Annotated in this window: 28 protein-coding genes; 15 read left to right on the top strand and 13 right to left on the bottom strand. The window is 64.4% G+C overall.

Annotated features, from left to right (window positions below; genetic code table 11):
• Positions 1–10 precede the first annotated feature (10 nt).
• From AC5Y5Z_RS19300 to AC5Y5Z_RS19285, 4 genes are read right to left on the bottom strand one after another with little or no spacing between them, the layout of a single operon-like run.
• The gene (locus AC5Y5Z_RS19300; protein ID WP_133449241.1) at positions 11–520 is read right to left on the bottom strand and encodes a hypothetical protein; all 510 of its coding nucleotides are present in this window, start codon (positions 518–520) and stop codon (positions 11–13) included.
• Positions 521–528: 8 nt separating this feature from the next.
• Complete coding sequence (locus AC5Y5Z_RS19295) at positions 529–843, bottom strand: hypothetical protein (RefSeq protein WP_133437145.1); 315 nt, start codon at positions 841–843, stop codon at positions 529–531.
• A complete protein-coding gene (locus tag AC5Y5Z_RS19290) occupies positions 840–1865 on the bottom strand; it encodes a hypothetical protein (protein WP_499919652.1) in 1026 nt (341 codons plus the stop codon). The genes AC5Y5Z_RS19295 and AC5Y5Z_RS19290 overlap by 4 nt, the downstream gene beginning before the upstream one ends.
• Complete coding sequence (locus AC5Y5Z_RS19285) at positions 1859–2056, bottom strand: hypothetical protein (protein WP_133449239.1); 198 nt, start codon at positions 2054–2056, stop codon at positions 1859–1861. Before AC5Y5Z_RS19285 ends, AC5Y5Z_RS19290 begins: the two co-directional genes overlap by 7 nt.
• Before the next feature lie 603 nt (positions 2057–2659).
• Here AC5Y5Z_RS19285 and AC5Y5Z_RS19280 point away from each other — a divergent pair.
• From AC5Y5Z_RS19280 to AC5Y5Z_RS19260, 5 genes are all read left to right on the top strand, one after another.
• Positions 2660–3379 (top strand): hypothetical protein, encoded by a 720-nt coding sequence (locus AC5Y5Z_RS19280; protein WP_133437148.1) that lies wholly within the window; start codon positions 2660–2662, stop codon positions 3377–3379.
• Positions 3376–4743 carry a cutinase family protein gene (locus tag AC5Y5Z_RS19275; RefSeq protein WP_499919654.1) on the top strand — a complete coding sequence of 456 codons (1368 nt, stop codon included), beginning with the start codon at positions 3376–3378 and terminating at the stop codon, positions 4741–4743. Before AC5Y5Z_RS19280 ends, AC5Y5Z_RS19275 begins: the two co-directional genes overlap by 4 nt.
• Positions 4744–4814: 71 nt before the next feature.
• Positions 4815–5090 carry a hypothetical protein gene (locus AC5Y5Z_RS19270; protein WP_499919655.1) on the top strand — a complete coding sequence of 92 codons (276 nt, stop codon included), beginning with the start codon at positions 4815–4817 and terminating at the stop codon, positions 5088–5090.
• Between the two features lie 148 nt (positions 5091–5238).
• Entirely contained in the window at positions 5239–5592 is a 354-nt protein-coding gene (locus tag AC5Y5Z_RS19265) for a hypothetical protein (protein ID WP_499919656.1), read from the top strand.
• Positions 5589–6506 carry a discoidin domain-containing protein gene (locus AC5Y5Z_RS19260; RefSeq protein WP_499919658.1) on the top strand — a complete coding sequence of 306 codons (918 nt, stop codon included), beginning with the start codon at positions 5589–5591 and terminating at the stop codon, positions 6504–6506. Before AC5Y5Z_RS19265 ends, AC5Y5Z_RS19260 begins: the two co-directional genes overlap by 4 nt.
• A 31-nt stretch (positions 6507–6537) precedes the next feature.
• Here the strand turns inward: AC5Y5Z_RS19260 and AC5Y5Z_RS19255 are convergent, their stop codons facing one another.
• The 7 genes from AC5Y5Z_RS19255 to AC5Y5Z_RS19225 form a co-directional block, all read right to left on the bottom strand.
• On the bottom strand, positions 6538–6738 hold the full coding sequence (locus AC5Y5Z_RS19255) for a hypothetical protein (protein ID WP_499919659.1): 201 nt from the start codon (positions 6736–6738) through the stop codon (positions 6538–6540).
• Between the two features lie 5 nt (positions 6739–6743).
• Positions 6744–7994, bottom strand: coding sequence for an RNA-guided endonuclease InsQ/TnpB family protein (locus tag AC5Y5Z_RS19250; protein WP_499919660.1), 1251 nt, complete (start codon positions 7992–7994; stop codon positions 6744–6746).
• A gap of 3 nt (positions 7995–7997) precedes the next feature.
• Positions 7998–8396: an IS200/IS605 family transposase gene (gene tnpA, locus AC5Y5Z_RS19245; RefSeq protein ID WP_499919662.1), complete on the bottom strand. Its 399-nt coding sequence runs from the start codon at positions 8394–8396 to the stop codon at positions 7998–8000.
• A 131-nt stretch (positions 8397–8527) separates the two neighbouring features.
• Positions 8528–8797, bottom strand: a complete 270-nt coding sequence (locus tag AC5Y5Z_RS19240) for a hypothetical protein (RefSeq protein WP_499919663.1) — start codon at positions 8795–8797, stop codon at positions 8528–8530.
• Entirely contained in the window at positions 8794–9384 is a 591-nt protein-coding gene (locus tag AC5Y5Z_RS19235) for an ArsR family transcriptional regulator (RefSeq protein ID WP_499919664.1), read from the bottom strand. Before AC5Y5Z_RS19235 ends, AC5Y5Z_RS19240 begins: the two co-directional genes overlap by 4 nt.
• A gap of 113 nt (positions 9385–9497) precedes the next feature.
• Entirely contained in the window at positions 9498–10220 is a 723-nt protein-coding gene (locus AC5Y5Z_RS19230) for a WXG100 family type VII secretion target (RefSeq protein ID WP_499926939.1), read from the bottom strand.
• Between the two features lie 177 nt (positions 10221–10397).
• Positions 10398–10709 carry a hypothetical protein gene (locus AC5Y5Z_RS19225; RefSeq protein ID WP_499919347.1) on the bottom strand — a complete coding sequence of 104 codons (312 nt, stop codon included), beginning with the start codon at positions 10707–10709 and terminating at the stop codon, positions 10398–10400.
• Positions 10710–10738: 29 nt separating this feature from the next.
• Between AC5Y5Z_RS19225 and AC5Y5Z_RS19220 the strand changes: the two genes are divergently transcribed.
• The 7 genes from AC5Y5Z_RS19220 (at position 10739) to AC5Y5Z_RS19190 (ending at position 17855) form a co-directional block, all read left to right on the top strand.
• Positions 10739–11101 (top strand): hypothetical protein, encoded by a 363-nt coding sequence (locus AC5Y5Z_RS19220; RefSeq protein WP_499919348.1) that lies wholly within the window; start codon positions 10739–10741, stop codon positions 11099–11101.
• Between the two features lie 15 nt (positions 11102–11116).
• Entirely contained in the window at positions 11117–11722 is a 606-nt protein-coding gene (locus AC5Y5Z_RS19215) for a hypothetical protein (RefSeq protein WP_499919349.1), read from the top strand.
• Between the two features lie 104 nt (positions 11723–11826).
• The gene (locus tag AC5Y5Z_RS19210; RefSeq protein WP_499919350.1) at positions 11827–12360 is read left to right on the top strand and encodes a hypothetical protein; all 534 of its coding nucleotides are present in this window, start codon (positions 11827–11829) and stop codon (positions 12358–12360) included.
• A 41-nt stretch (positions 12361–12401) separates the two neighbouring features.
• Positions 12402–14735: a hypothetical protein gene (locus tag AC5Y5Z_RS19205; protein ID WP_499919351.1), complete on the top strand. Its 2334-nt coding sequence runs from the start codon at positions 12402–12404 to the stop codon at positions 14733–14735.
• Between the two features lie 15 nt (positions 14736–14750).
• Complete coding sequence (locus AC5Y5Z_RS19200) at positions 14751–15563, top strand: hypothetical protein (RefSeq protein ID WP_499919353.1); 813 nt, start codon at positions 14751–14753, stop codon at positions 15561–15563.
• 277 nt (positions 15564–15840) lie between these two features.
• A complete protein-coding gene (locus AC5Y5Z_RS19195) occupies positions 15841–16956 on the top strand; it encodes a hypothetical protein (protein WP_499919354.1) in 1116 nt (371 codons plus the stop codon).
• 530 nt (positions 16957–17486) lie between these two features.
• Positions 17487–17855 (top strand): helix-turn-helix domain-containing protein, encoded by a 369-nt coding sequence (locus AC5Y5Z_RS19190; RefSeq protein ID WP_499919355.1) that lies wholly within the window; start codon positions 17487–17489, stop codon positions 17853–17855.
• Between the two features lie 52 nt (positions 17856–17907).
• Here the strand turns inward: AC5Y5Z_RS19190 and AC5Y5Z_RS19185 are convergent, their stop codons facing one another.
• Positions 17908–18168 carry a hypothetical protein gene (locus AC5Y5Z_RS19185; RefSeq protein ID WP_499919356.1) on the bottom strand — a complete coding sequence of 87 codons (261 nt, stop codon included), beginning with the start codon at positions 18166–18168 and terminating at the stop codon, positions 17908–17910.
• The gene (locus AC5Y5Z_RS19180) at positions 18169–18396 is read right to left on the bottom strand and encodes a hypothetical protein (protein ID WP_499919358.1); all 228 of its coding nucleotides are present in this window, start codon (positions 18394–18396) and stop codon (positions 18169–18171) included.
• Between the two features lie 336 nt (positions 18397–18732).
• On the opposite strand from AC5Y5Z_RS19180, the gene AC5Y5Z_RS19175 reads away from it, so the two are divergent.
• The 3 genes from AC5Y5Z_RS19175 to AC5Y5Z_RS19165 are packed head-to-tail and all read left to right on the top strand — an operon-like array spanning position 18733 to position 22494.
• Positions 18733–19983, top strand: coding sequence for a DUF6545 domain-containing protein (locus AC5Y5Z_RS19175; RefSeq protein ID WP_499919359.1), 1251 nt, complete (start codon positions 18733–18735; stop codon positions 19981–19983).
• Positions 19920–21392, top strand: a complete 1473-nt coding sequence (locus AC5Y5Z_RS19170; protein WP_499919360.1) for a cytochrome P450 — start codon at positions 19920–19922, stop codon at positions 21390–21392. Before AC5Y5Z_RS19175 ends, AC5Y5Z_RS19170 begins: the two co-directional genes overlap by 64 nt.
• Before the next feature lies 1 nt (position 21393).
• Positions 21394–22494, top strand: coding sequence for a methyltransferase (locus AC5Y5Z_RS19165; protein ID WP_499919362.1), 1101 nt, complete (start codon positions 21394–21396; stop codon positions 22492–22494).
• The last annotated feature ends 219 nt before the right edge of the window (positions 22495–22713 follow it).

The following is a 22713-nucleotide window of genomic DNA, read 5'->3' as shown; positions in this document are numbered from 1 at the left end:
GTGGTCGGCGTCAGCCGAACAGCTCGGCGGCAGTGCTGCATTCGCGGCCGAACAAGTCATCCCAGTCCCGCTCCATATCGCGCTGCGGGGCCGACGACTGACGTGCTGATCCCCGCAGCATCGGCGGGGGCATCGGATCTGCCAGAGCGTCGAGGATGGTGATGTCCGGGCGCACCGCGGACAGCGTCGTCATCGCCTGGTGCGCCTCGCCGCCACTGACACTGACCGGGCCGGTGTACAGGCGCATGATCCGGTGCACACGTGTACCGAACTTCACCGGCGAGTACGGCATCCGCCGCATCGCGGCCACTGCCACCGCCGTCGAGCCGACACCGACCAGTCCGGTCAGCAACGGCTGCCCCAGGCGCGGCAACATGAACAACGTGAACAACACACCGCCCACCAACGCCACCAGTTCGGGAATCGGATACGGCCCCCCGGGCAGCTTCCACCGGCCGTCGAACTTGGCGATGACAATGCGGACCCTGCTCGCCCGCGTGTACCACTTGGCGACAAACATCGAAGCCCTTATCGGGTTCCGTTGGTCAGGCCGCCGACAGTGTCTTTGGACACCACACCCAGCGACGGCAACGACCCGACCAGACCGATCAGCACCACACCGATCACGAGCGTCTTGAGCGCCGCGGTCTTGTTCCTGCCGACGAAATAATGGGCCGCCGCAACCAGCGCAGTACCGCCCATCAGCAGGTAGACCGCGAACGTGATTCCCTGGTTCTTCAGGTTGGCTCCGACATCCCAAATCGGGGCCGCAACCGTGCTCACATGTGCGGCCGCATTCGCGGCGACACCATCGAGCAGCATGGGCGTAATCGTGGTAATCATCTCTCAGTTCCTCCTACCGTGGTGGGTGCATAGATTCGCGTGGTCGTCGTCGTTGTCGGGGTCGTCTCCGCCGTCGTCGGCGAACCACCCGAGCCCGACTGGGCGGGTGCAGCAATACTGGGTGCGTCGTTGAGCCGATCGACCTGCCAATGCCCGGCCGCGACCGACATCACGAGCGGGAAATCCATCGGCAGCTCCACACCACTGGCGGTCTGCAAAATTGCGCGCGCGGTGACCTCGATACCGTCGGCCTTGGGAGGCACGGTCTGCGCCGTGGCCGCCTCGGAATTGGTCTGCATCTGCTCGATCGAGATCGCAGTGAACCGGGGTGGCCGCTCGGCGGTCAATGTCGATCCGGCCACCACGTACGGCGTGATATCTCCCTGGCCGGTCAACAGCGCGGCAAGGAACCCCGACACGGTCCGATACACCGGCCGATCTTCGGCCACAAGGGTCTGCGTCCCCAGCTGCACCGCGCGACCCGGCAACCGGTCGGGACGGGCGTGGGGGAGGGTGAATGCCCGCAACAAGTTCTGCTCGTCGGCAGAGATATCGACTTGCAATTTCACGGCCACCATCGACACCGCATTGGCCGCCTTCGGGATCTCGGCATCCACCAGAACCGAGTACGTCTGAAAACCGTCCCGAGACACACCGGGAAGACACGACGACGCCCGCAATGCGCGCCCACCGGCCGGCACCGCCGACGCCGGGAAGTCGCCGTCGTAGAACCGCTTGATCGCAGCCTTGTTGGTCGGGTCTTTCAGATACACGTCAACGTAGCGAGCCGCGAAGGCCGCCACATAGGTCAGCTGGTCACGCTCGGCCGTTGCATCGACCGCAGCAGGTCGGTTCGCGACGAGCACCAGCACCGCCGCGATCAGCGGCAGGTAGCTGATCATGATGAACCCCAGAAACTTCGCGGTGCCACGCGCGCGAAGCTCGTCGGCGCGCAGGGAATCCCCACGCGCGAGTCGCAAACACACCGACTGCAACAGCCGGTCCAGGGCGCGGCTCAGCACGCCGCACCCATCCCTGTTGCCAGGGTGTCCCACAGTTGGGCGGCGGCGGCACGGTTGCTGACGATGTGGGTGACCAGCGCCAGGGACTTCGCTTCATCCAAAGGGTCGGCGCGCAGCAGGTCCATGAGGTCGCGAAGCTGGTCGGCGTAGGCGCGCACTGCTGTGGTGGTGCGGCGGATCGGCTGCGCCATCGGCGGGGCCTCCTGAAGAGTGGCGTGGGGGACGCCCTCTTATGGGGGTAAAACACCGATTTCGCGACATCCGCATACATAACGAATTGGTAACGCATACGCGGTGATGCCCTCGCGATGACATTGCGTGTTCGCTGAAAGGCTTGACGCGGGAATTACGCTCGGTTTCGACGAGCCCCCCGGCGAGGAGAGGAAAACCGAGCGTCCTCCACGCTTCGCCTTAGCTTGACAACCTATGCGCCGCCCGCATCACCGCATATGCGCCGAGGGCACCAGGGGTCAAATCCCCTCCGCATCCGCCCCGACGCGCCTCCATCACACCAGCAGCACCCCGCCAGCGCACCAGGTGCACACCCGCAGCAGCGCACTCCACCCCGAATCGCCCCCGGCCAGCACCACAGCAACAGCCGACACCGCCACACACCCAATTCGTGACAACCCGGTTGTCAACCCCAAAAGCCCTGTTCGCCACTCTCAGATGTGATGCACATCACACTGCTGTAGGTGGGTCGACAACCCTCCCAGCAACCACTGCGACAACCACCGCAACAACACCCACCGATTCCATGAGCGCGTCATCCCCTCGCGACGCCAAGGAATCCAATGAACATCTGGGACCAACTCGCCCACCAAGCCCACACCCTGCTCACCCGCCCCCGCCGCACCGACCTCACCCCCGCGGTGACCCTCGTCCAATCCCTGCACCCACACAACCCGCACACACCCGCAGCGATCTGCGCCCACCTCGACACCGCCACCACCGTCCTGCCGACCCTCGCCCGCTACGCCCGCAACGGCGACCCACACGCCCTCCTGATGGCAGCAGTGCTCATGCGCCACCCCCTACGCCGCATCGCCGACCTCGCCGACCCCGACGGCTACCACGCCAGCGACCGCGACGCCCGCGACAACGACACCCTCACCATCTTCTTCACCCTCATCCGCACCACCGCCGAACCCCACATCCTCACCGCCCGCTACCTCTACAACGCCACCCTCAACAAAGTCCTCGCCGCCCGACCCCGCACCGGCACACCGGCAGCCGCAACCCGCGTCGACCCCCACGCCGCCATCCTCGACCGCACCGACCACGGCACCACCACCGACCGCACCGCCCACCTGCTAGCCCAGGCCCGAGACCACCGCATCATCACCGCCCTGGAATACCGCACCCTGGCCACGCTGTATCTCAACGCCGACATCTACAACCCCACCGCCGCAGCCCACGCCCTGGGCGCCAACACCGGCGCCGTCGAACGCCGCGCCCAACGGGCCATCCGCAAGCTGTGCACTCACTTCGAAACCGCCGCAACCGCAGCATGACAACCACCCGCCGCCGACTCGCAGCGTTCGCGGCATGCACCTGCCTCGCCATCCCCGCACCGGCAGCCGCCACCCCGAACCCACCGCCCTCCGATGGCTGTCCCGCAGTCGAAGCGATCGCCGTGCCCGGCACCTCCCAAACCAACCCACAGGCCGATCCCAGCAAGCCGGTCGGTGTCCTCGCCAACATCCTCGAACCGCTTCGACAGCACGTCCGCGTCCCGATGCTCACCTACTACACGCCCTACCCCGCCACCATCTTCGGCGGCACCGACGGCGGCGGCTACCTCGCCTCCAAACAAGCCGGAATCGACAGCACCAACAACCGACTCCGCGCCGAAGCCAACCGCTGCGCCAAGACCACATTCCTTCTCACCGGATACAGCCAAGGCGCCGACATCGCCGGAGACGTCGCCGCAACCATCGGCAACAACAAAGGCGTCATCCCACCGAGCCGACTGCTCGCCGTCGCCCTCCTCGCCGACCCCTCACAGTCACCCGTCGGACAACCCACCATCGGCCTCAACCAACCCGGCATGGGCTTCGCCGGAGTCAGGACCGGAGGCTTTGGAGCACTCACCCAACGCAACAGCATCCTGTCCATCTGCGCCCCCCTCGACTACTACTGCAACCTCCCACAAGCCGACCTCGTCATGCGGTTCATCGGCCACCTCGGATCCCATCTCGACGCCTCCGACCCCGCCGGATCCGCCCAAAAACTCGCCACCATGTTCATGGCCGGCCTGGTCGCCCCCGCCGCCGCCGCCATCAACCAAATCCTCCAACTCGTCAACGACCGCGACCTCATCCCCAACCTCATCCACCGCGGCATCGCCTTCGCCGCCGCGCTAGCCCAACAACTGTTCTGGCTCGCCGGCCCCCAAGTCGCCGCCACCGCCACCGACCTCGTCAACACCGCAACCCAAGTGATCAACCTCGTCCAATCACGAGCCTGGACCGCCATCCCCGCCATGATCACCGCCATCGCCACCAAAGCCGCCGCAGTCGGAAACGCACTGACCCAAATGCGCGACAAAACCTCCCAAATCAACGTCAGCGGCTTCGGCCCGCTCGGCACCGGACTGTCCCACCCCGGCCCCGACCAAGCCAGCCTGATCAACATCGTCATCAACGCCATCACTGTCGCCACCGGAGGGATCTCCACCGCCGCCACGGGAATCTTCGGCCCCACCTTCTCCCAATTCACCGCCGCCACCGTGGCCACCGCCCTCAAGCACTACGCCGAATTCATCAAGGGCGATTTCCACAACAACTACGACGCCACCCGCCTGGACTCCTCCGGCCACACCGGCACCCAACTCGTCCAGCGCTACTTCTTCAACCACGTCAGCAAATTGCTCTAACCCGCCACCCAGAACACCTGCTACGAACCCGCCCAAGCACCACACTTCAAACGGACAGGACACCCACCTTCATGGACTACCAACTCTGGCTGCAACGAGACGACACCGGAACCGTCAACCTCACCGGATGGTCAGAAAACACCGCCAGCAGCCACGTCGAACACTGGCCCACCTACCCGCTGTGCCAACACCTCGACCAACTACCCACCCGACTCACCGAACTCGGCCTGCAACCCGACATCGGCTACAACATCACCGACCTCGAGAAAAACTGGGACGTCTACCTCACCCACCCCAACCTCACCACCCTGCGCGCCACCCTCGAACACACCGCGGCACCCCGCTAAGACAGGAAAGAAGCCCGGTGTCCAAGAAGTGCGCGACAATGACTCCCGTGCATCTCCACCCAGACACCACACGGCACCCCAGCTCGCGGCTACACCCGCAAACCGCAAGTTCACCGCACACGGGCGCCACCCGCCCAGAAGGAACGCCGTGTTCCGAACCCTAATCACCGCGGCACTACTCACCGCAGCGGCCACACAGCTCCTCGGAACCAGCCCGGAGATCGCATTCGCCTACGCCCTGGTCCTCACCGCGACCCTCTGGTACCTCTGGCCGCTACTGCGCCTGGCCGCACGAACTCTCCGACGCACCCGCCGCCGCCCACACCGTTCCCCGGCCACGCCTGCACCCCGCCTGACGCAGATCAACCACCACCACCACTACTACGGCCAACTCCCAGTCCCGCAGCCGCAGCCCAACCACACATTCCTGGCCCTACCCCGAAGAAGCGAACAACAAATCGCCCACGACGCCATCTACAACACCATCGACGAACAACCATGACCACCGACCACAACCACCCCACCGATCACGGTTGGGAACATCGCCGGCTCATCCTCGCCTCGCTCGCGCCGCGCACCACCACCCGGCCCGCCCGACACAGCCAGCCCCAGCCCGATGACCCCGCCACCGACAACCCGGCCCCCAAACCCGGCCTACTCACCCGCAGCTTCCACACCTCAACACGAGCGGCTCTGGCCACCGGCCGCCAATTCAACAAGCGCGTACCACCCGACCGGCGCACCCACACCGCCGTCATCACCGCCGCCGCAATCGCCCTGCTGCTCGTCGCCCTCTCCGCAATCAACTACATCACCACCGACGTCAACCCGCCGCCGAATACCACCGCCGCCACCACAGCGCCGCCGCCACCAACAACCCAAACCCCACTACGCCGCGACACCATCCTCAACGGCGTCACCGCGACCGACCTATGCCCCCGCGACGCCAACTACGCCGACGCCAACAGAGCCTTCGACGGCGACTTCGCCACCGCCTGGATCTGCACGCGCGCCAACAACAAAGACGGACAAACCATTCAAGTCAACTTCGGCCGCCAGGTCACCCTCACCCAGATCCGGGTAATCGGCGGCTTCGACGCCACCGCTCCCGACGGCACCGACCAATGGCCCAAACACCGCATCGTCACCGAACTCGAAGCATGGTTCCCCAAAGACCTCAAACGCGACCCCGCCACCATCGACACCGCCGGAGCCCGCGACTGGCGCTACATCACCCTGAACCCACCCGCCACCGTAAGCAAGCTCCTGATCCGCATCAAGACAACCTCCGAACCACCACAACCACCCACCCCGACAAGCCAAACCGCAGCAGCAACCCCCGACGAAGTCACCACCGTCGCCATCAGCGAAATCCAATTCATCGGCACCGAAGCAGCGCCCAGCCCCGGACCATAACCGCCCGTAACTTCCGGCACTCACACGCGGGCTACTGAGAAGGCTCAGGTCGCCATATCTTCAGATCCGGCAGTAGCTGTTCAACGGCAGTGACGGTGCTTTCGGCATAGGAAAGAGCTTCAGCCACCGCGTCAGCATCGATCGCGACATCGCTGGGATCTTGCGGATATTCCAGCTTGTTGCGTCGTCGACGCTTGACGTCCTCCCCACGGCTGAAGCCGGGGGATTCCAACCCGTTCATGCTGCGTTAGCGGCGTTGGGGGTGTGGAGCAGTAATTCCTCACGGTTTCCTGCTGGTTCCTGCTTCGGTGACCGCGCGCGGCCCGCAGGCCGGGTTTGGTCTTCACAGGCGGTGACCGCAAGCCCTGCGGCCAGTATGTTGTTGGCGGCGTTGACGTCCGCATGCTCGCAATGCGAGCAGTGGGTGCACCGGAATACCGCTTGGCTCTCACGGGATTTCGGGTCCACATGGCCACACTGTGAGCAGCGTTGCGACGTGTAGGCCGCCGGCACCGCCACCACGGTGGTCCCGGTGTAGCGGGCCGCCGAGGACAGTGCCAACGAGAACTGATGCCATCCCTTGCTCAGGATGGCACGGTTGAGCCCGGACTTGGCAGCCACGTTGCGTCCGGGAGCTTGCAGTGTTCCTTTCGCCGAGCGGGTCATGTTGCGGGTCTTCAAATCTTCGACCACCACCACGGCTTTGACCGTTGCGAGCTGGTGGGCGGTTTGGGCACAGAAATCCAGCCGCCGGCGCCGCTCGCGCGCCCGCAGCGCCGCCAACGCAGCCCGGGCCTTGTCCCGGTTGGCCGAGCGCTTCGCACACCGCGACAACCGCCGCTGCAACGCCACCACACGTCGGCGCTCACCGGCGGTCGTGAACGCACGGTCGATCAACTCCCCCGCGCTGGTCGCGATCGCCGTGGCCACACCGCGGTCCACTCCCACCGCCGTGCCCGGAGCGCTGTGCTGGGCGGGCGTGCGTGCACCGTCGTCGACCAGCACCGAGATGAACCAGTGCCCGCCGTTGCGGACCACGGTGGCCGAGCGGATGGTTTCACCGTCCAAGGAACGCGACGCGCGGAACTTCACCCAGCCCAGCTTGGGCAGCTTGATCCGCGCATGCCGGCCGTTGAGCTTCTCGACGACCATCTTGTTGCCCTCGGGGAACCGGAACGACGGCGGCCACCGCCGGCCGGAGCGCCACCGCACCCGAAACGTGCCGTGAGTGCGGCACGCCTTGTCCAGGTCCATCAACGTCTGCTGCAGACAATGCCCCGGAACGTCTTTGAGCCACTCTTGCTCGGTCTTGGCTTCGGCGAGCTCCTTAGCCTGGGGTCGGTAGTTCATCCACGCTCCGCGCCGGCGGTACTCGCGACGCTGCTCAAGGCCGGTGTTCCACACCGCCCGGCACGCTGCCCCGATCTGCTCGGCGTACCGCGCCTGCTCCTGGCTGAATTCGACCCGAAACCTCCGCCCCGTCAACATGACTTAGCGGTCCTTCTGCGTTTCGACGTAGCGCTTAATTACCGACAACGGCGCACCCCCGACCGTGGCGACGAAGTAGGAGTTAGTCCACAGCGACGGCAACCGCGAACGCAGCCACGGGAATTCCTCACGCAACAGACGCGAGGACCGGCCCTTGAGGGCCTTGACCAACTTATGCACCCCGAACTGCGGATCCACTTCGACCAGCAGGTGCACGTGGTCAGGCATGGTCTCCAACTCGATCAACCACGCCCCCTTCTCGGTGATCACCTCGGCGATGATCTCCTTCAGACGCGCCTCCATCGGACCGCCAATGACCTTGCGGCGGTACTTCGGGCACCACACCACGTGATATGCGCACGCAAACGCGATATTCGCGTTCGTCCGCAACGTAACACCCACAACCGACAACATTAGACAAGTAGCGCCTATCTAATACAGCGGCACGCCCGAACACACGGTAATAGTGGCCACCACAGCACGAACCTGACGCGCTCACCCCCAGGGCTACAGCCCGGGGTCCGCCGCGCTACCTACATCTCAATCGCGATGATGTGGCCGCCTTCCACGCGCGGGTGCAGTCCTTGCTGGATCAGCAACGCGGTCGCGGCCTGGCGGGTGCCGTCGTAAGCGAGGTTGTAGGCGCTGATCGGATCGGTCTCAAGGATGGGTCGGGCAGTTGTAATCCGTTGTCGCGCTTGGCTAATTAAGTAGGTTCCGTCGGCCCCCTGGCCGCTGATCTGCTCAAGGTGACCCTGTTTGATCAAGTCCCTGATGGTTGCGTTGCCCGGTTGCCAGCTCATGCCGCGTCCTGATTCCGGTAGACCGTTGTATGCGGCCGGTTGTGGATTTCGATCATTAGTGGCCACTCGCCAGGATGGGCCCACTGCTGAGGCGTGGCGCGGACCGGATTGACCTCGATGCCGATCCGTTTCTGTGCTCGATCAGCGGCGGCGAACACGTCGAGTTCGCCGGCCGAGCCGACAACCAGGACGTCGATGTCTTTGGGTGGTGGACCCGGTTGATCGGCGTAGCGGGCAGCCCAGGATCCGAAGATGATGACCTGGTCGACCGCTTTGAGCGCGAATTCTTCGGCGATGATCTCGACGGGTCCGAAGCTCATCATCAGTAGCTGCGTGAGTGGTGCGGTGGCAGGGTTTGCGGGATTCGCTGAATAGAGCCGGGTGCGTCCTATCTTGCGGTCGTGGATCAGCTCGACCTCCGCGAGGCGTTGTGCTTCGCGCTGCAACGTTGTGGGGGGCACGTCGAGGTGATCGGCCAGTTCGGAAAGGGTGAACTCCTGGTCTGGGTGCAGCAGGAGCCGAGCCAGAAGTTGGGCTTGGTGCCGGGAACGAAAGATCGGCAATAACACCGGGGCATCACTACGCATAGCTATGAAGATATAACCCATCTAAAGGTAGTATTGCGTAGGAAGGGCACCGGAACTCCGTTCGGCGGCGACCGCGAACAAAGCACCCCACCAGTTCGGACGCCAGTGGCCGCTCAGGGAACGAGAGGCCCCAGCGGCGTCTGCCGAATAACCCGGATCGTGCCGCCAGGATCCAACTGTTCGGTGACCAGATAGCCACCGCGTGCGTAGGTCCAACGGGTGGCGTTCGGCCCGCAGATTGAGCGGTCAGCATCAGCGCTGCCCAGCCAACATTCATTTCCGACTTCAGAAATGGGGCCTGGCCGCATCATGACGGTGATCTCTCCGGTGCCCAGGTCTTTGGAGACGTAGTTGTTGTCTTTGTCGACGTAGGTGACCGTGTCGGTGTCGGGTGGGCACAAACTGGCAACATCTCCATTCTCGGTGCCGATCCAACAACACGTGCCCGCGGGCCTGCTCGGTGGAGGCTTCGGATCAACATGGGCCACAGGCACACCCGTGCCAGTCACCAACTCACGCAACCCCGCCGGCCACGCCACCGCCGCCAGCCGCACCGCCCCACGCTTATCCGCACGGCTATACGCCGCCGCATGCTCAGTCAAACGCTGCGAATACACCCCGAAATCCGCCACCTTGGCGGTCACCGAACCCTCCCGAGACGCCAACCCCGCCGCCACACCCACCGCCGTCGGATAACCCATCGGACCATGACTTTCCGCGATCCGCTGCACCTCCACCACCGCCTGAGGCGCAATCAACGCCGCACGCGCCGCCAACGCCGCATACGCATCAGCAGAACCCAACAAATCCGCCGGAGAAACATCCACACCAGCCATCTCGTCGAGCCCCCCTTCCTCCGCATAACGGCGAAGCGCGATCGAAGCTGAAACCGAAAACTACGTCCACCCCAAGACACCGTCAACGGCTACGTCACTCAGGGTCACGCGATATTCCACCCGCGCCTTCCAGAGCTCATTTGCGCGAGCCGTTCAACGCTGGTGTCGACGAAAGACTCACCGCCAAGCCGTTGCGCGATCTTCCATCTGTGCGGCCGCCAGCTCGTCGAGCGCTGCATTCACGTCGTCGTTGGTCGGCGTCGTTCCCGACTCCGTACGACCCGTACCGAGCGCGACCCCATCCATATCCATCGAGAGCTCAGCCACACCAGCAGTATGCCAACGGACGGATCGCCTGCCGCGCGCGCAGATACGTGCATCGCCGGCACAGATCGAGCAAAATTGAGAAAATCGCAATAGTGCAGGTAAATCACCGGGCGTCGTCGACGAGGCGAGCTTCGCGTCCTGGCTGCGGTAACCGGTTTCCAATGTCGCAAGATCCTGGGACAATGATGCCCATGGGGACGATGGGGACGAAATCGAAGCTGGATATCGAGACTGGCCAGCTTGCGTCAGCGGGCGGCAAAGCGACCTCCACGCAAGCAGGCAGCGCGACCACGGCCCCCCCTTCACCACCGTCGACGGTCACCTCCCAGCTCGACGCCGCCCTGGCGCTGTTAGCGACCAGCTCGACGACAGCGTTGACGGCCGCCGACACCGCCGACGCCGCCGCCGCCACCCGCCAGCAGGCTGCGCTGACCCAGTCACCGCCGGTGTTCGTCGCCCAAGACCAACGAGGCGCCCAGGACTACACAAGGGCCGGCGCCTCCATGCCCACCCCAGTCATGGGACGCGGATCTACGGGCCTGGTACCGAGCTAACAGGAGTTATTGGAAATGTCGATCGCGCCGCCGCCACCGGTACATCCGTGGCCCGCGCAGCCTCCAGCGCCACCGTCCCCGCGGCGTCGATGGATCGCGATCGCCGCAGCCGGGGTAAGCGGCGCCATCGTGGCGGCCGCGATCACCGCCGTCATCATGGTCGCCACCACCCCGAAGCCTGCAAAGCCCGTCAAGCCCGCCGCCGCGCCGACGATGACCGTCACCGCCGCCCCAGCACCCCCACCCGCACCCCTGCCGACCGAGCAGGCCGACGCACAAACCTGCCACAGCTGGGGGACCGCTGACATGCTGGTCAGCGCGGCCGGCGCCGCCCAGGCCATCATTCCGCAGGGGATGACGTTCACCGATCCCGCTATCCAAGACCACCCGGAGTGGAAAGCCGGCGTGCTGCGGGCCGCCGACCTTTACCAACAAGCTGCTACCGCACTTGCCCCGGCACCGGGCACCAGCTCGATGCTGGCCCAGTTCGCCGACACCACAGCCAGCGCATTGCGCACCATGTCGGAGGCCTACAAGACGTTCGACCCTGATTCCGGCTACCCGGTCGATGTGTTCCGCGCCGGCCAGAAAGCCCTCTACTTCCTCTGCGAGAAGAAATGACGCGCCACGTTGAGCACGCCTGGCCCCCGCCGCCGCCTGCGGGGCCGCCGTTCCAGCCGTACCCTCAACCGCCCACCGAGGGCCGGCGGCGGCGTGGGCCGGTCGTGGCCGCCGCCTTGCTCGGCGCGGTGATCGCCGCGGTCGCCACCGCCGCGATCGCGGTACAGTCCCGGCCAAATCCGGCCGCGGCGCCGGCAGCGCACGCCCCGGTCACCGTCACGGTGCCGGCACCGAAACCTGCCGCGCCATCGCCGCTACCCACCGAACAGGCCAACCGGCAGACCTGCGACCAAGGCTTGACCCCCGCCGAGAAGTACATCGACGAGGCGCAGGCCGCGCTGGCGACGCTTCCGACCGGGATCAAGGTCGGAGAAGGTGTCGTCCCCCCAAACCCAGCGTGGAATGCCGCAGTCCAACGAGCCGCAGCGGCCTACGAGCGGGCAAGCGAAGTACTGAACGCAGGAATCGCCCCCGGTACAACCCCGATGTTGGCCGAAGCAGCAGCTACTGACGTTAAGGAGCTGCGCCTTCTCGCTGAAGCAAACAGGACCGACAGCTTAGTGATCGGCAATGCCATCGAGATCGCGAACGCGTCGGCGAGAACGATTGCCACTCTGTGTAACCGGTTTGCCCCGTAGCCCGGAAGGGATTGTCGAAGTTCATGTTTGGTGACTTGGCGATGCCGACCACGGAGCATTCGGCCGCGATCCTGGCTGGCTCGTGGCCATCGCAGTCGGTAACGGCGTGGTCGGGCTACTCGACCACCCTCGACGCCTCGGCGCGAAACCTGTTCAGCCAGCTGGACATTCAGCACGACATCAGGGATCTCCTTGCTCCGATGGAGGGCAATTTCATCGACGCGGCCCGCGGACTGGAAGCCACGCGCGAGACCGCGCTGGAGAACCGGATCGAGGCCTACCGGCACGTGTCCAAGCAGGCGTTGTGGGGCGCCAACGAATTGCATGCGACGAAAGCCGATTTGGTGGAGATCGTCAATAAGGCCGAGGAGGACATCCACTCCGCACGCCAAGCCGCCGCACAGGCCAAAGCTGCCAACCCGCTGGCGACGCCGCAGATCGACAGCCAGCTCGCTTCCACCGAAGCCGCGATTGTTGCTCGCGCAACGGCATTGGCGCGCGCCCGCGATCTCCAAGGTGCGGGCACCGTCGCCGCGTTAGCCGCCGACATCGGGCGGTGGACCGCACCCCACAAAACGCCGAGCGCCGGCGGCACACCGTCCCCGCCCGCGCCGCCACACGCACCCCAGCCCGCCCCGCCCGCACCGCACGGCGGCGGAGCCCGCACCACACCGGTCGACCACCATGGCACGACCCGGGAAAACCCTGCGTCAGGGCATGAAGGACAGGAGGGTCAGCAGGGCCACCAGCCGGGTAAGCAGTACCAGGAAAGTACGTGGCGTAAGCCCGAAACCGGCACCCACGGCCCAGGTAGCCCGTCTCCGCTGTCCAACACTCCCGGGACCGGTTCTTCGCCGTCCCCTGGATCGAGTGCCGGTAGCGGTCCCGGCTCGATGATCAACAGCTTGATGAAGCCCATGACTGGCGGCTCATCGCCGGCATCGTCAGCTGCTCGTGGCGGTGGATTGGGCAACCCCGGTGCTGGCTCGGCGCCGTCGGCGGGCCAGCTGGGCAACGCCAACGCGGCCTCGCCCAGTAGTGCCGCTGCTGCGGGCCGTGGCGGCGGTGGCGCAAGTTTGGCCGGGTTGGGGTCTGGTATTGCCGAAGTGTCCGCGCGGGCCGCCTCGGGGGCGATCAGCGGGGCGGCCAACGGGCTGGGCGCGGTCGGCGCCGTCGGTAACCAGGTAGCGCAGAATGTGGCCGCTGCTGCCGCGCAAGCCCCGGCGGCGGTTCCTTCGGCCACGCCGCCTCCGCCGGCGCCGCCGGGAGGCGGGGCGGCAGGTCCTCCGATGGCGATGATGCCGCCGCCGGCCGGCGGCCCGGGCGCGGTGACTCCGGTCAGCGGTGGACCGGGCGGTCCCGCGTCGCCGCCGGCGCCCGCTCCACCCCCGCCGGGGGGTGCGGCGGTCCCTGGCGGTGGTTCGCCGGCGGGCCGGCAGGTGGCGCCGATGGTGCTGTCGCAGCGGGGGACTCGGGGTGTGGGCGCTGACGGCGCCAGCGGTGAGGCGTTGGTGGAGCAGGCGATGGACGTGGGCCAGGCGGTGATCGCGTCCATGTTGACGCAGACGCTCGGTGTCGGCTACATCGGCATCGACTACGCGGTGTCGCTGATTTCGGAGCGCACCGGGTCGGTGTCAGCCTGGCTGGCCACCAGCGAAGGTGCTTCCTACATTCCGTTGGGGGTGCGGGTACCCGCCGATGTGCGTTTGGCCTTGACCGACCCCGTGATTGGGCATGACCTGTTCGAGAAGGCCGAGGCCGCCGGCGGGGCCAACGCCCTTGAGATGGTGGTGCGCCACGCTGAGGCGCGTGAGATGGCCGCCCCGGGGACCCGGGTGTTGGCGATCGCGTCGTCGCTTCCGATGGAGCAGATGGTCGACTGGGCGGCCGCGGTAGGTGCGCGGCCGGTGTCGGTGCTCGCCGAGCAAGCAGGCTCGATTGCGCCGGTGCAGGCGCCGCTAATGCATCGGTGTGCTGTAGCGATGCCGTGGGAGTGGCGCCAGGCCAACGCTTTTAACGATCAGCAGCGCCTGCAGGTCGCGGCCCGGCACATGCACATGGCCGCCCTCGCAGGGCACCTGCATGGTGCGGCGTGTGAGAACGTGATGCGGCAGTTCGAGCTCCGTCAGCCGATCGCAGATTCGTTGTGGGATGACGTGCGCACCGAGCGGTTCATGGCGCTGGTCGATTACGAGTTGGAAATGCAAACCCAGGGGCAGGGCGGGTCGGATCCGGCGCGACTATTGGCGTCGGCACGAGCTGCCGAGGTGATCGAGTGTCTGCGTAACTACGACACAGCCGAAGGATGCGCGGATTTGTTGTATGCGGCCAGATTGGCGGGCGCACCGCTGAATCCGGTAGCAGCAGTCGTCTAAGAGGGGAAAGCTGTTTTGGCAAACGTCAACGTCAATCCCGGTGATCTGATCAGCGCCGCGGACTCATACGCCGCGCTGGCGGCGCGGGCGGCGCAGATCTCCCCGCAAGCGGGCGAAGAGATCCAGCGTATCGCCGCTACCCACGGTCCGATGGGATATCCCGTGGCGGTGGGGATCGCTGCCGGGCTGGCCGAGCGTGAGGGCCCGCTGATGGCGAAAGTCACTGACTTCGGGACATATTCGCAGCGATTCACCGAACATGCGGCCGCCTACACCGGCGCGGATGCGCGTGGGGCAGCGCAGATCAGGGCGGTGGACTTCACTACCGAAACACCGCGCACACCGGGCAACGGTGCGGCGGTGCCGTTGGATAACAACAGTCCGAAGGACTCGAACAAGCCTGGCTGGAACATCGGCGACCCGCGGCATTCGCCGTGGGTGGCAGGACCCAACGGGCCCAAGCCCCCGCAGGGACCAGGTGCCCCGCGCTGGATCGAGATCGGCCCCGGTTCAGGGACTTACGTGCGCGCTGACGAAGTCCCAGGTGCCATCATCAAGAATCCCGGTGAACTCGGACCGTCACCGTTCTACGACGATTCGGGCAATCCGGTCATCTATCTCGAGCTGGGACCCAATACCGGCGTGTGGGCGCCGATCACTGATTTCCCGGGCGCGCAGTTCCCGCCGCCGCACACGTTTGGGCCGCCGGGGACATCGGAATACATTCCTGGGTCAGGTGTTTGGGTGCCGCGTGACTCGTTGATCCCCGAGCCGTTGGCGCCGCAACCGGTTCCGCCGCGAACCGTCACTTCCGGGGCACCTCACTAAGCGAGGGCGCCCGCGGGTGTCACTTACCTGCTGAGGTCCGCGCGGGATTTCTGCGGTTCGGCTCGACCCGTTGATGACCGATGAGCCGGTGAATCGAGCATTGTTGGCGGTGTCGTCGTTCTGCACAGCTTCAGGTTTCGGCGAGATATCGAGTCGATGGCGGCGTGACCTGAACGTCCCAGCGTCCGTGACCAACTGAATAAGCATCCCACCGCGGCAGCGAAGCGTGCATCGAAAATGGCGCGACGTGCTTGTGCGGCATGGGTACGGTTGCCGAATGGCCGATGAGGAAGACGAGGTAGCCGACGACAACGAAGCTCTCCATCTGCAGTGGTGGTATGACCTCGATCGGCCATTCCTCGCCGAGGTCGGTCTACTTTCAGCGCGACCGAGCTACTCAACATTGCTGGTTACCGACGACGGCGTCTTCCCAGTCACCCTGCGTCTTCCGGAAACACCGGACGAAGAGCGAGGACTTGCGAATTTCCTTGCGCCTCCGCGCGATTGGCGGGTGACACCGCGCGAACCCGATGAGCGGTGGGGCACCCACTCCCGGCACGATGCGCTGGGTTTCAATGGCGTTGCCATCAAGCGGCTCGCGTTCACCATTGACGCCCACTCCGCGCTGGTGGATCCCGAGATACGCCGCGAGTGGGGGCAAGAGCTTCTAGCGCAACAGATCCTCCACCACATCGATGATTGGTGGGACAACGTCCGAACGTGGTTGGAGATCGCAACCAACCAGCGACTTGTACAAATTGGTCATGAAAACGACGACTGGCTAAACCCCCACAAAAGGACGTCGATATGGGCTGGCGGTGAAACCGGGCGACCGGATGAGTTGAGGGTTGGGGGAACAGTTATTCGGGGGCCCGAGCGTGTTATCGGTGTTACGGCGGAAATTCTGCAGGACTGCGCGGCGCTTGCGGCGACCCCACCGGCCCTGGCATGGAGGCTTTTACGCGACGCGCGCGCCCTCCAGAATGCCGATCAACTGCGCCGCGCCGTCATCGACGCCGCCACAGCGGCAGAGCTCGCCGCGACGAAACGGATAGATGACCTACTCGCCAACGAAGCCGATCCGAAACGGCAGGAGATTCTCCGGAAGGCCAAAACACTTGGCCGGAAGGCGAAAGCCCTGGAAAAAGTGGGCGAAGAGCTTCCGGCTAACTTTTACATCGATCTGGTGGACAGGCGTAATGATGCCGTGCACGAGGGCATCGAAGTGCGCTACCCCGAATGGGAGGCTGCGTTGCGCGCAGCCTTGGCGCTTGTCGAACGTGTCTTCCCGCTACCGACGGCGCCCGGTTCTAGCGGACCGCTGACTTGCAATTGGTCTCGCACCACACGACCAGAAACGTATGGCTCTCGTCCTGGCAGTAATCGGTTCTAGAGCAGACGATTCCGTGATGGTGCGTCAGCATGGTCGACCAGGTGGCGGTCTCGTCGAGAGGCAGCAGCGACGAAGCGGGCGTTTCGACGACAAGGCAATATGGATTTGACGCCATATGCTGTTGATGCCATACTGTGCCTGTGGATGTCGATGCTCCCGAGGAGTTCTTCGACTGGCTCGACCGGACAGAAGCCAAGGCACGCAGCGGAAACGAGCCCGCGCGGCGGCTCCTTGCTCGCGCCGTCGATGCCTTGGCACAACTGCGGGCCCTCGCCGCAGCGCCCCAGGCGGAAACGCCGGACCTAAAACGGGTGCGCCAATCTCGGCACTACCCCGTTTGGCGCACCTCTCACCCCTACGATCGCGACATCGCTTTTCGGCTCATATGTTGGTTCCCCCCGAGAGCTCCACAGTGGTGGTCGCTCTCTTCGGCGCCGATAAGGCGCAGATGGGGGATGTCTTTTACGACAGTGTCGGGGCCCGGGCTGACGCCGCGGTCCGGCAGTGGATAGTTCAGAAAGGAACAGATGATGAGTGATACCGCGCGCACCCGCTTTCGGCGAGCCAACGGACGTATCGACGAGCTGGTCAACGATCCACTGATCGCCGAGGACGTGGCCCGCTACGGCGCCGAACGTGAACACACCGATCGCGTCTACGCACGCGGCCTGGCCGAGATCCGTAAAGCCAGTAACCTCACGCAGCAACAACTCGCAGTGCTGCTCGAAACAGACCAGGGCACCGTCTCGCGGATTGAGCGACGAGACGACTTGCTGCTGTCGACGCTGCGCGACTATCTGGAAGCAGCAGGGGCCCATCACCCGCGGATCGTGGTGGAAAAGGACGGTGTCGAAATTGCACTGGACTTGAACACCTTCGACCGAGGGATGTCGACATAGCGTTAGTGCTAAGTGGCATTGGCCCGCCAGCGGTCAAGGGATAGCCACAGGGCTACGGGTGCGGAAAGATCGCTTCGATACGGGGGCCGTCCGAGGACCAGAACACCTTGTACGGCGGGTGAGCAATCACGGGCAGACGCAGACGGATTCCCTCTTTCGTGGTGATGGCGGTCGAAAGTGCGCGAGCTTGTCCGGGGAGCCTGAAGATTAGCTCGATCGTGTCGAGGACGGCGTTGTAGAGATCAGCGTCATGGTGCTGTTCGAGCTCATCGAGTTGGGAATCAGCAACTTCGGAATACTCCGCAATACTCATCTAGCGACGTTGGCGGGTCCGGCGAACCGTCGAGGATGCGGCCGCCCTGGTGAGCAAGTTGCGCAATTCCGAATCCGAGTCGTATTCCTGCTGTGCCTCGGTGATGATGCGGGCGGGTTGCAGCAAGATGCTGCCATCTTCGTTGACTCGCATCAGGAAGCGCTGATTTGGCTGGCCCGGTAGCACAGCGCGGCTTCGAGCATCGGTTTCGATCAGAGCTGGTTCCATACCAGTATCCTAATCCCATTTTCCCAAAGTGGGACTCTCGAAGCCAATCAATGTCGCAAGGCGGGCGACGGCCGCGATCAGCGCATCGTCGCAGGGATCACGATTTGCTCCATGCGCGCAATGATTTTCAGGTGAGTGATATCAACACGCGCTGGTTCGTTGCGCTTCGGTGCTCAGCTGGCCCTCGGTAGGCCAAAAACCTGCGCTGTCGTTGGAGTCGCGCCGTTAGGCTGGGGGTATGACCGATCGAGACGAGTTGCTGCGTGGTCATCGAGGCTCAGTAGGCGAACGAAGCGAACCCCGAGCGGCAGGAATTGTTCGCTCTGGCCGCCGCATGTGCGACGGTTCGCCGAGCGCGGCATCGGCGATACGGCGTTGAGTCCTTCCGTCGTGCCGGGCGTAATTGCCTGGCCTTTGATCGTGTTCATGACGCTGGTGCTAGAGGGGCGCTATCGCTGGTTTAACACCAATCTCTACGAAAAGTATTTCAATAGCACGCTGGCTTTCCTGCTGGTGGCACAAATTCTTCGGGAGCATCGGGTACAGGATCTGCTCGTCGAATCCTCATTGATGACCAGACCCGGTGCGTGGCAGCTAAGTACTGCTGTGATGGGGTACAGCTTCGCAGAGATGATCGGGTTCAGCTTGTTGTGGTCGGGCACGTCTGAACGCGAGACGCGCCGCAAGCAGCGATATTATCGGTTAGCGGCAGTTTGTTTCATAGTCGCTTTTCTTGCCTGTGGTACGCGCGCTCGACTTGACCACAAACCGCTGGAGTTGTTGAAGGGCTGGGACTCGCTGACCACGCTGACTTGCGTGACGGCGATGCAGGTTGTTCTGGCCGTTCGTCTGATTTGGAATGCTGTGTCCGCGTTGCGATCAACGTGCAGCCGCCGGGAACGCTGGGTGGCGCGCGGCATCTTGGTACTAGGGGTCTTGGGCGCCTGGTTCGTGGTGCAGGAGGCTGTGCTGCAGTTTTGCGATCAGCGCGGCTGGACGCACACGGTGGTCTACCGGCAGCAGTCTCACTCGGTTGGATTGTTTTTTGCCATTTTGGCGCCCTTTGTTATTGCTGCGGTACCGGTGGCCATCAAACTCCTAGGGGTGGTTGGCCTGGATCCGGTCAGCCGCAGCTGGGCCAGGTTGCAGCCGCTGCGGTTGGCCTTAAGGACGGTGGCGCCAGAGTGTGCCTACGACCTGGCCGGTGGCGAGGGGAGTCGCCGCAGGTCGGCCCTTGAGCTGCGTTTGACCGTGGTCGAGATCCGTGACGCTATTTTGCGGTTACGTCCCTATTTTGAGGAAGTTGATGAGGAGGCCGTGGCCGGTTTTCTTGAGGGACTTCCGGCGGTTCCGCCGCGGGATCGTGACGGGGCGATCGCAGCGGTGCGGCTCGCCAACGCTGCTGCAGCGAAGGCCGCCGGCGTCACGCCCCAGGTCGTTGAAGGCAGCAATACAGCTCCGACCGTGAAGTCGGATGCAGCGACGCTGGAAGAAGAGGTAGCAGAGCTCGTGACGATCGCGAAATGGTGGCCGTCGGCAAGCGTAGCGGCGAACTCCCGGGAATCGAAAGTGAAACCAGTGCCATGACTTCTCCTGTGCCCACACCGATTCCGCACTCTCGACTCAGGTTGCCTGTGCTGGGTGATCTTTTGACCATCGACTTCACCAGTCCCGTGTTGGGAACGACCGTGAAGTTATCGCGTGCCGAGGACGGCATCTTCGAGCAACGCATCTTCAATTTGTCCGCGGTCGCGCTCGCCAATGCTGAATTAATCGAGGAGGTGAACGACGAGTCTGTCTGGCAAAAGCATGTAGGGCCACTGGTGGAAAAGCTTCGCATGACCTTGGGCGACGGACTGTTCACCGCGTATAACGACGAGCCCAGTTGGCGCAAGGCCCACAATATTTTGATGCCTGCGTTCACGAAGGCTGCGATGACGCACTATCACGACAGCATGGTGGTGACGGTACGAGAACTGCTGGAGGCGTGGCACATCCACAGCGTTGAGCAGACGTGGATTGACATCCCCGCCCAATCCAACAGGCTCACCGTGGAGATCATCGCGCGGGCCGGGCTCGGCCATTCTTTCGGCGGCCTGGATGACCCCAGCGAAAACGCTGCCTTCAGCGCGGCAATTATCAGCGAGTTGGGTTACGTCAGGCGCGCGATGCGCGTTGATCCCATTCCGTTGTGGGATAAGCTATTTGGGAAAAGGCGCCGCGCACAGCACGAAATGGATCGGAACTATATCCGCGGTCTGGTCAACGATATCGTCCAGGCTCGTCGAGACCGGTTGCCTGCGGGCCAACGTCAGGACATGCTGGAAGCCATGCTGCACAGCGCGGATCCAGAGACCGGTGAACGCCTGGCCGCCGAGAACATCGTCAATCAGATTCTCACGCTGATGGCCGCCGGTAGTGAAACCTCTGCGAACACATTGTCTTTCGCGTTGCACTATCTGGCTACTAACTCTGAGGTGGCCGCAAAAGCCAGGGCGGAAGTCGACCAACGATGGCCTGGGCGAACCTTTCCTGAGATCGAGTTCGGCGACATCGCCAAGCTGCGGTACCTGCGCCGTGTCGTCGACGAAACCCTACGGCTATGGCCCGTGGCCCCCGGCTATTACCGCCAGGCTCGGCGCGACACCACCCTCGGCAACGGCAAATACCATTTCCGACAAGGGGATTGGGTCGCGGTCGTGCTGTTGGCCGCGCACCGCGGGCCCGGGTGGGGTGAGGACGCCGACACCTTCAACCCCGACCGGTTCCTACCGGAGAATCTGCGCAAGTTGCCCGCGCACACGTACAGGCCGTTCGGAACCGGCCCCCGGGCATGCATCGGGCGCCAATTCGCGCTGCATGAGATCGTGCTGGCCCTCGCCGCGATCCTGCACCAATACGAACTGCAACCACAGCCGGGCTATCGCTTAGAGATCGCTGAAACGCTGACCCTCAAACCCGCCGGCCTCCAACTACGTCTGCATCCGCGCCACTGACGTGAGTATCTTTCCGCTGACTCCGCCGCTGGTGGTTGCGCGCGCCGTACTCGCTGCCAGACGCCGTGTTCTGGATCTTGCCGATGCCGCGTTACCGGGGGAGTTCGCGCTGTTTCTGGACATAGCGTCGGCGTTGCAGCGCCCGAAGATCGCCGGCGTTCTCGTGTCCTCAGGGTTGGCTGATGCTCTGGGTAGTGACGCGCGCGATCCGGTCGATTTGGCCCATCAGTTGGGGCTGGACCGCGATGTGACGACCAGGATCGTCGAGGCCGCTGTCGCCTCGCGGCTGATGCGACGAAACCGTCGGGGCCGCGTGCGCTTGACCAGGGTCGGGGCGCCGCTGCGCCGGGATCACCCTAAATCGATCGCCTCATGGGTTGCCTATGCTGCGCATCCCGACACGTCGGCGGCTTTTGCTCATATGGATGCGCAACTGCGTGAGGGAGCCCAGATCTCTGGATATGACCGGGCATTCGGCAAGTCGATGTGGGAGTACTTCGACGATCACCCCGACGTCGGTGCAGTGTTCGCCGATGCCATGCGTCAGCTCACGGAGTTCGACCTTGCGGGCATTCTAAGGACCTATCCCTGGCCCGCACATGGGGTGATCTGCGACGTTGCCGGCGGGAAGGGCCACCTGCTTGCCGCCATTCTCGAATACCGGCCCGAGGCGCGCGGGATCCTGCTCGATGCACCCGAGATCATTGCGCAAGCCGACGGATTTCTGCGTGATCGGGGAGTAAGTAATCGCATCGAGCGTCGCGTGGGCGATCTATTCGGCCAGTTGGACGCTCAGGCTGACCTCTACACGATGAAGTGGATCATGCACGACTGGAGCGATGACGTGTGTCGCGACATTCTCAAACGTGTACGCGCCACCATGCCGTCCGGCTCCACGCTAGTGACCATCGATTTGCACCATGAATCCCGGCACCCGAATGCACTGACGTCGACGGCTGATGTGCTGATGCTGGTGACGTGTGAAGGTGGTCGGGAACGCTCACCGCAGCAGGTGCATGCTTTGATGCGCGAGGCGGGACTCACGCCGGGGCGAGTGCGCCACTTTGGGCCGACGATGATGGTGGAGGCCACCGCCCCTTAGTGGGAGCCGAAAAAGGCGCGTCTCATTGTCGATTCTTTGGCGCCGGCCTCGGCGGCGGCGAGTAGGACGAGGTGAGTGAACATTTCGGCTTCGCGTTCCTCCAGGGAGCGGACGACCTTTGCCGATGGCCGCAAGGTTGCCGGTGCGGACTGGTCCACGTTCAATGACCAGGTTGGCGAGTGCGTCGGCCAGGCTGGGAAGTGATGGCTGCTGGACCAC

The sequence above is a fragment of the Mycobacterium sp. NGS29 genome, from assembly GCF_059812965.1.
This window is presented reverse-complemented; position numbering and strand designations above follow the sequence as displayed.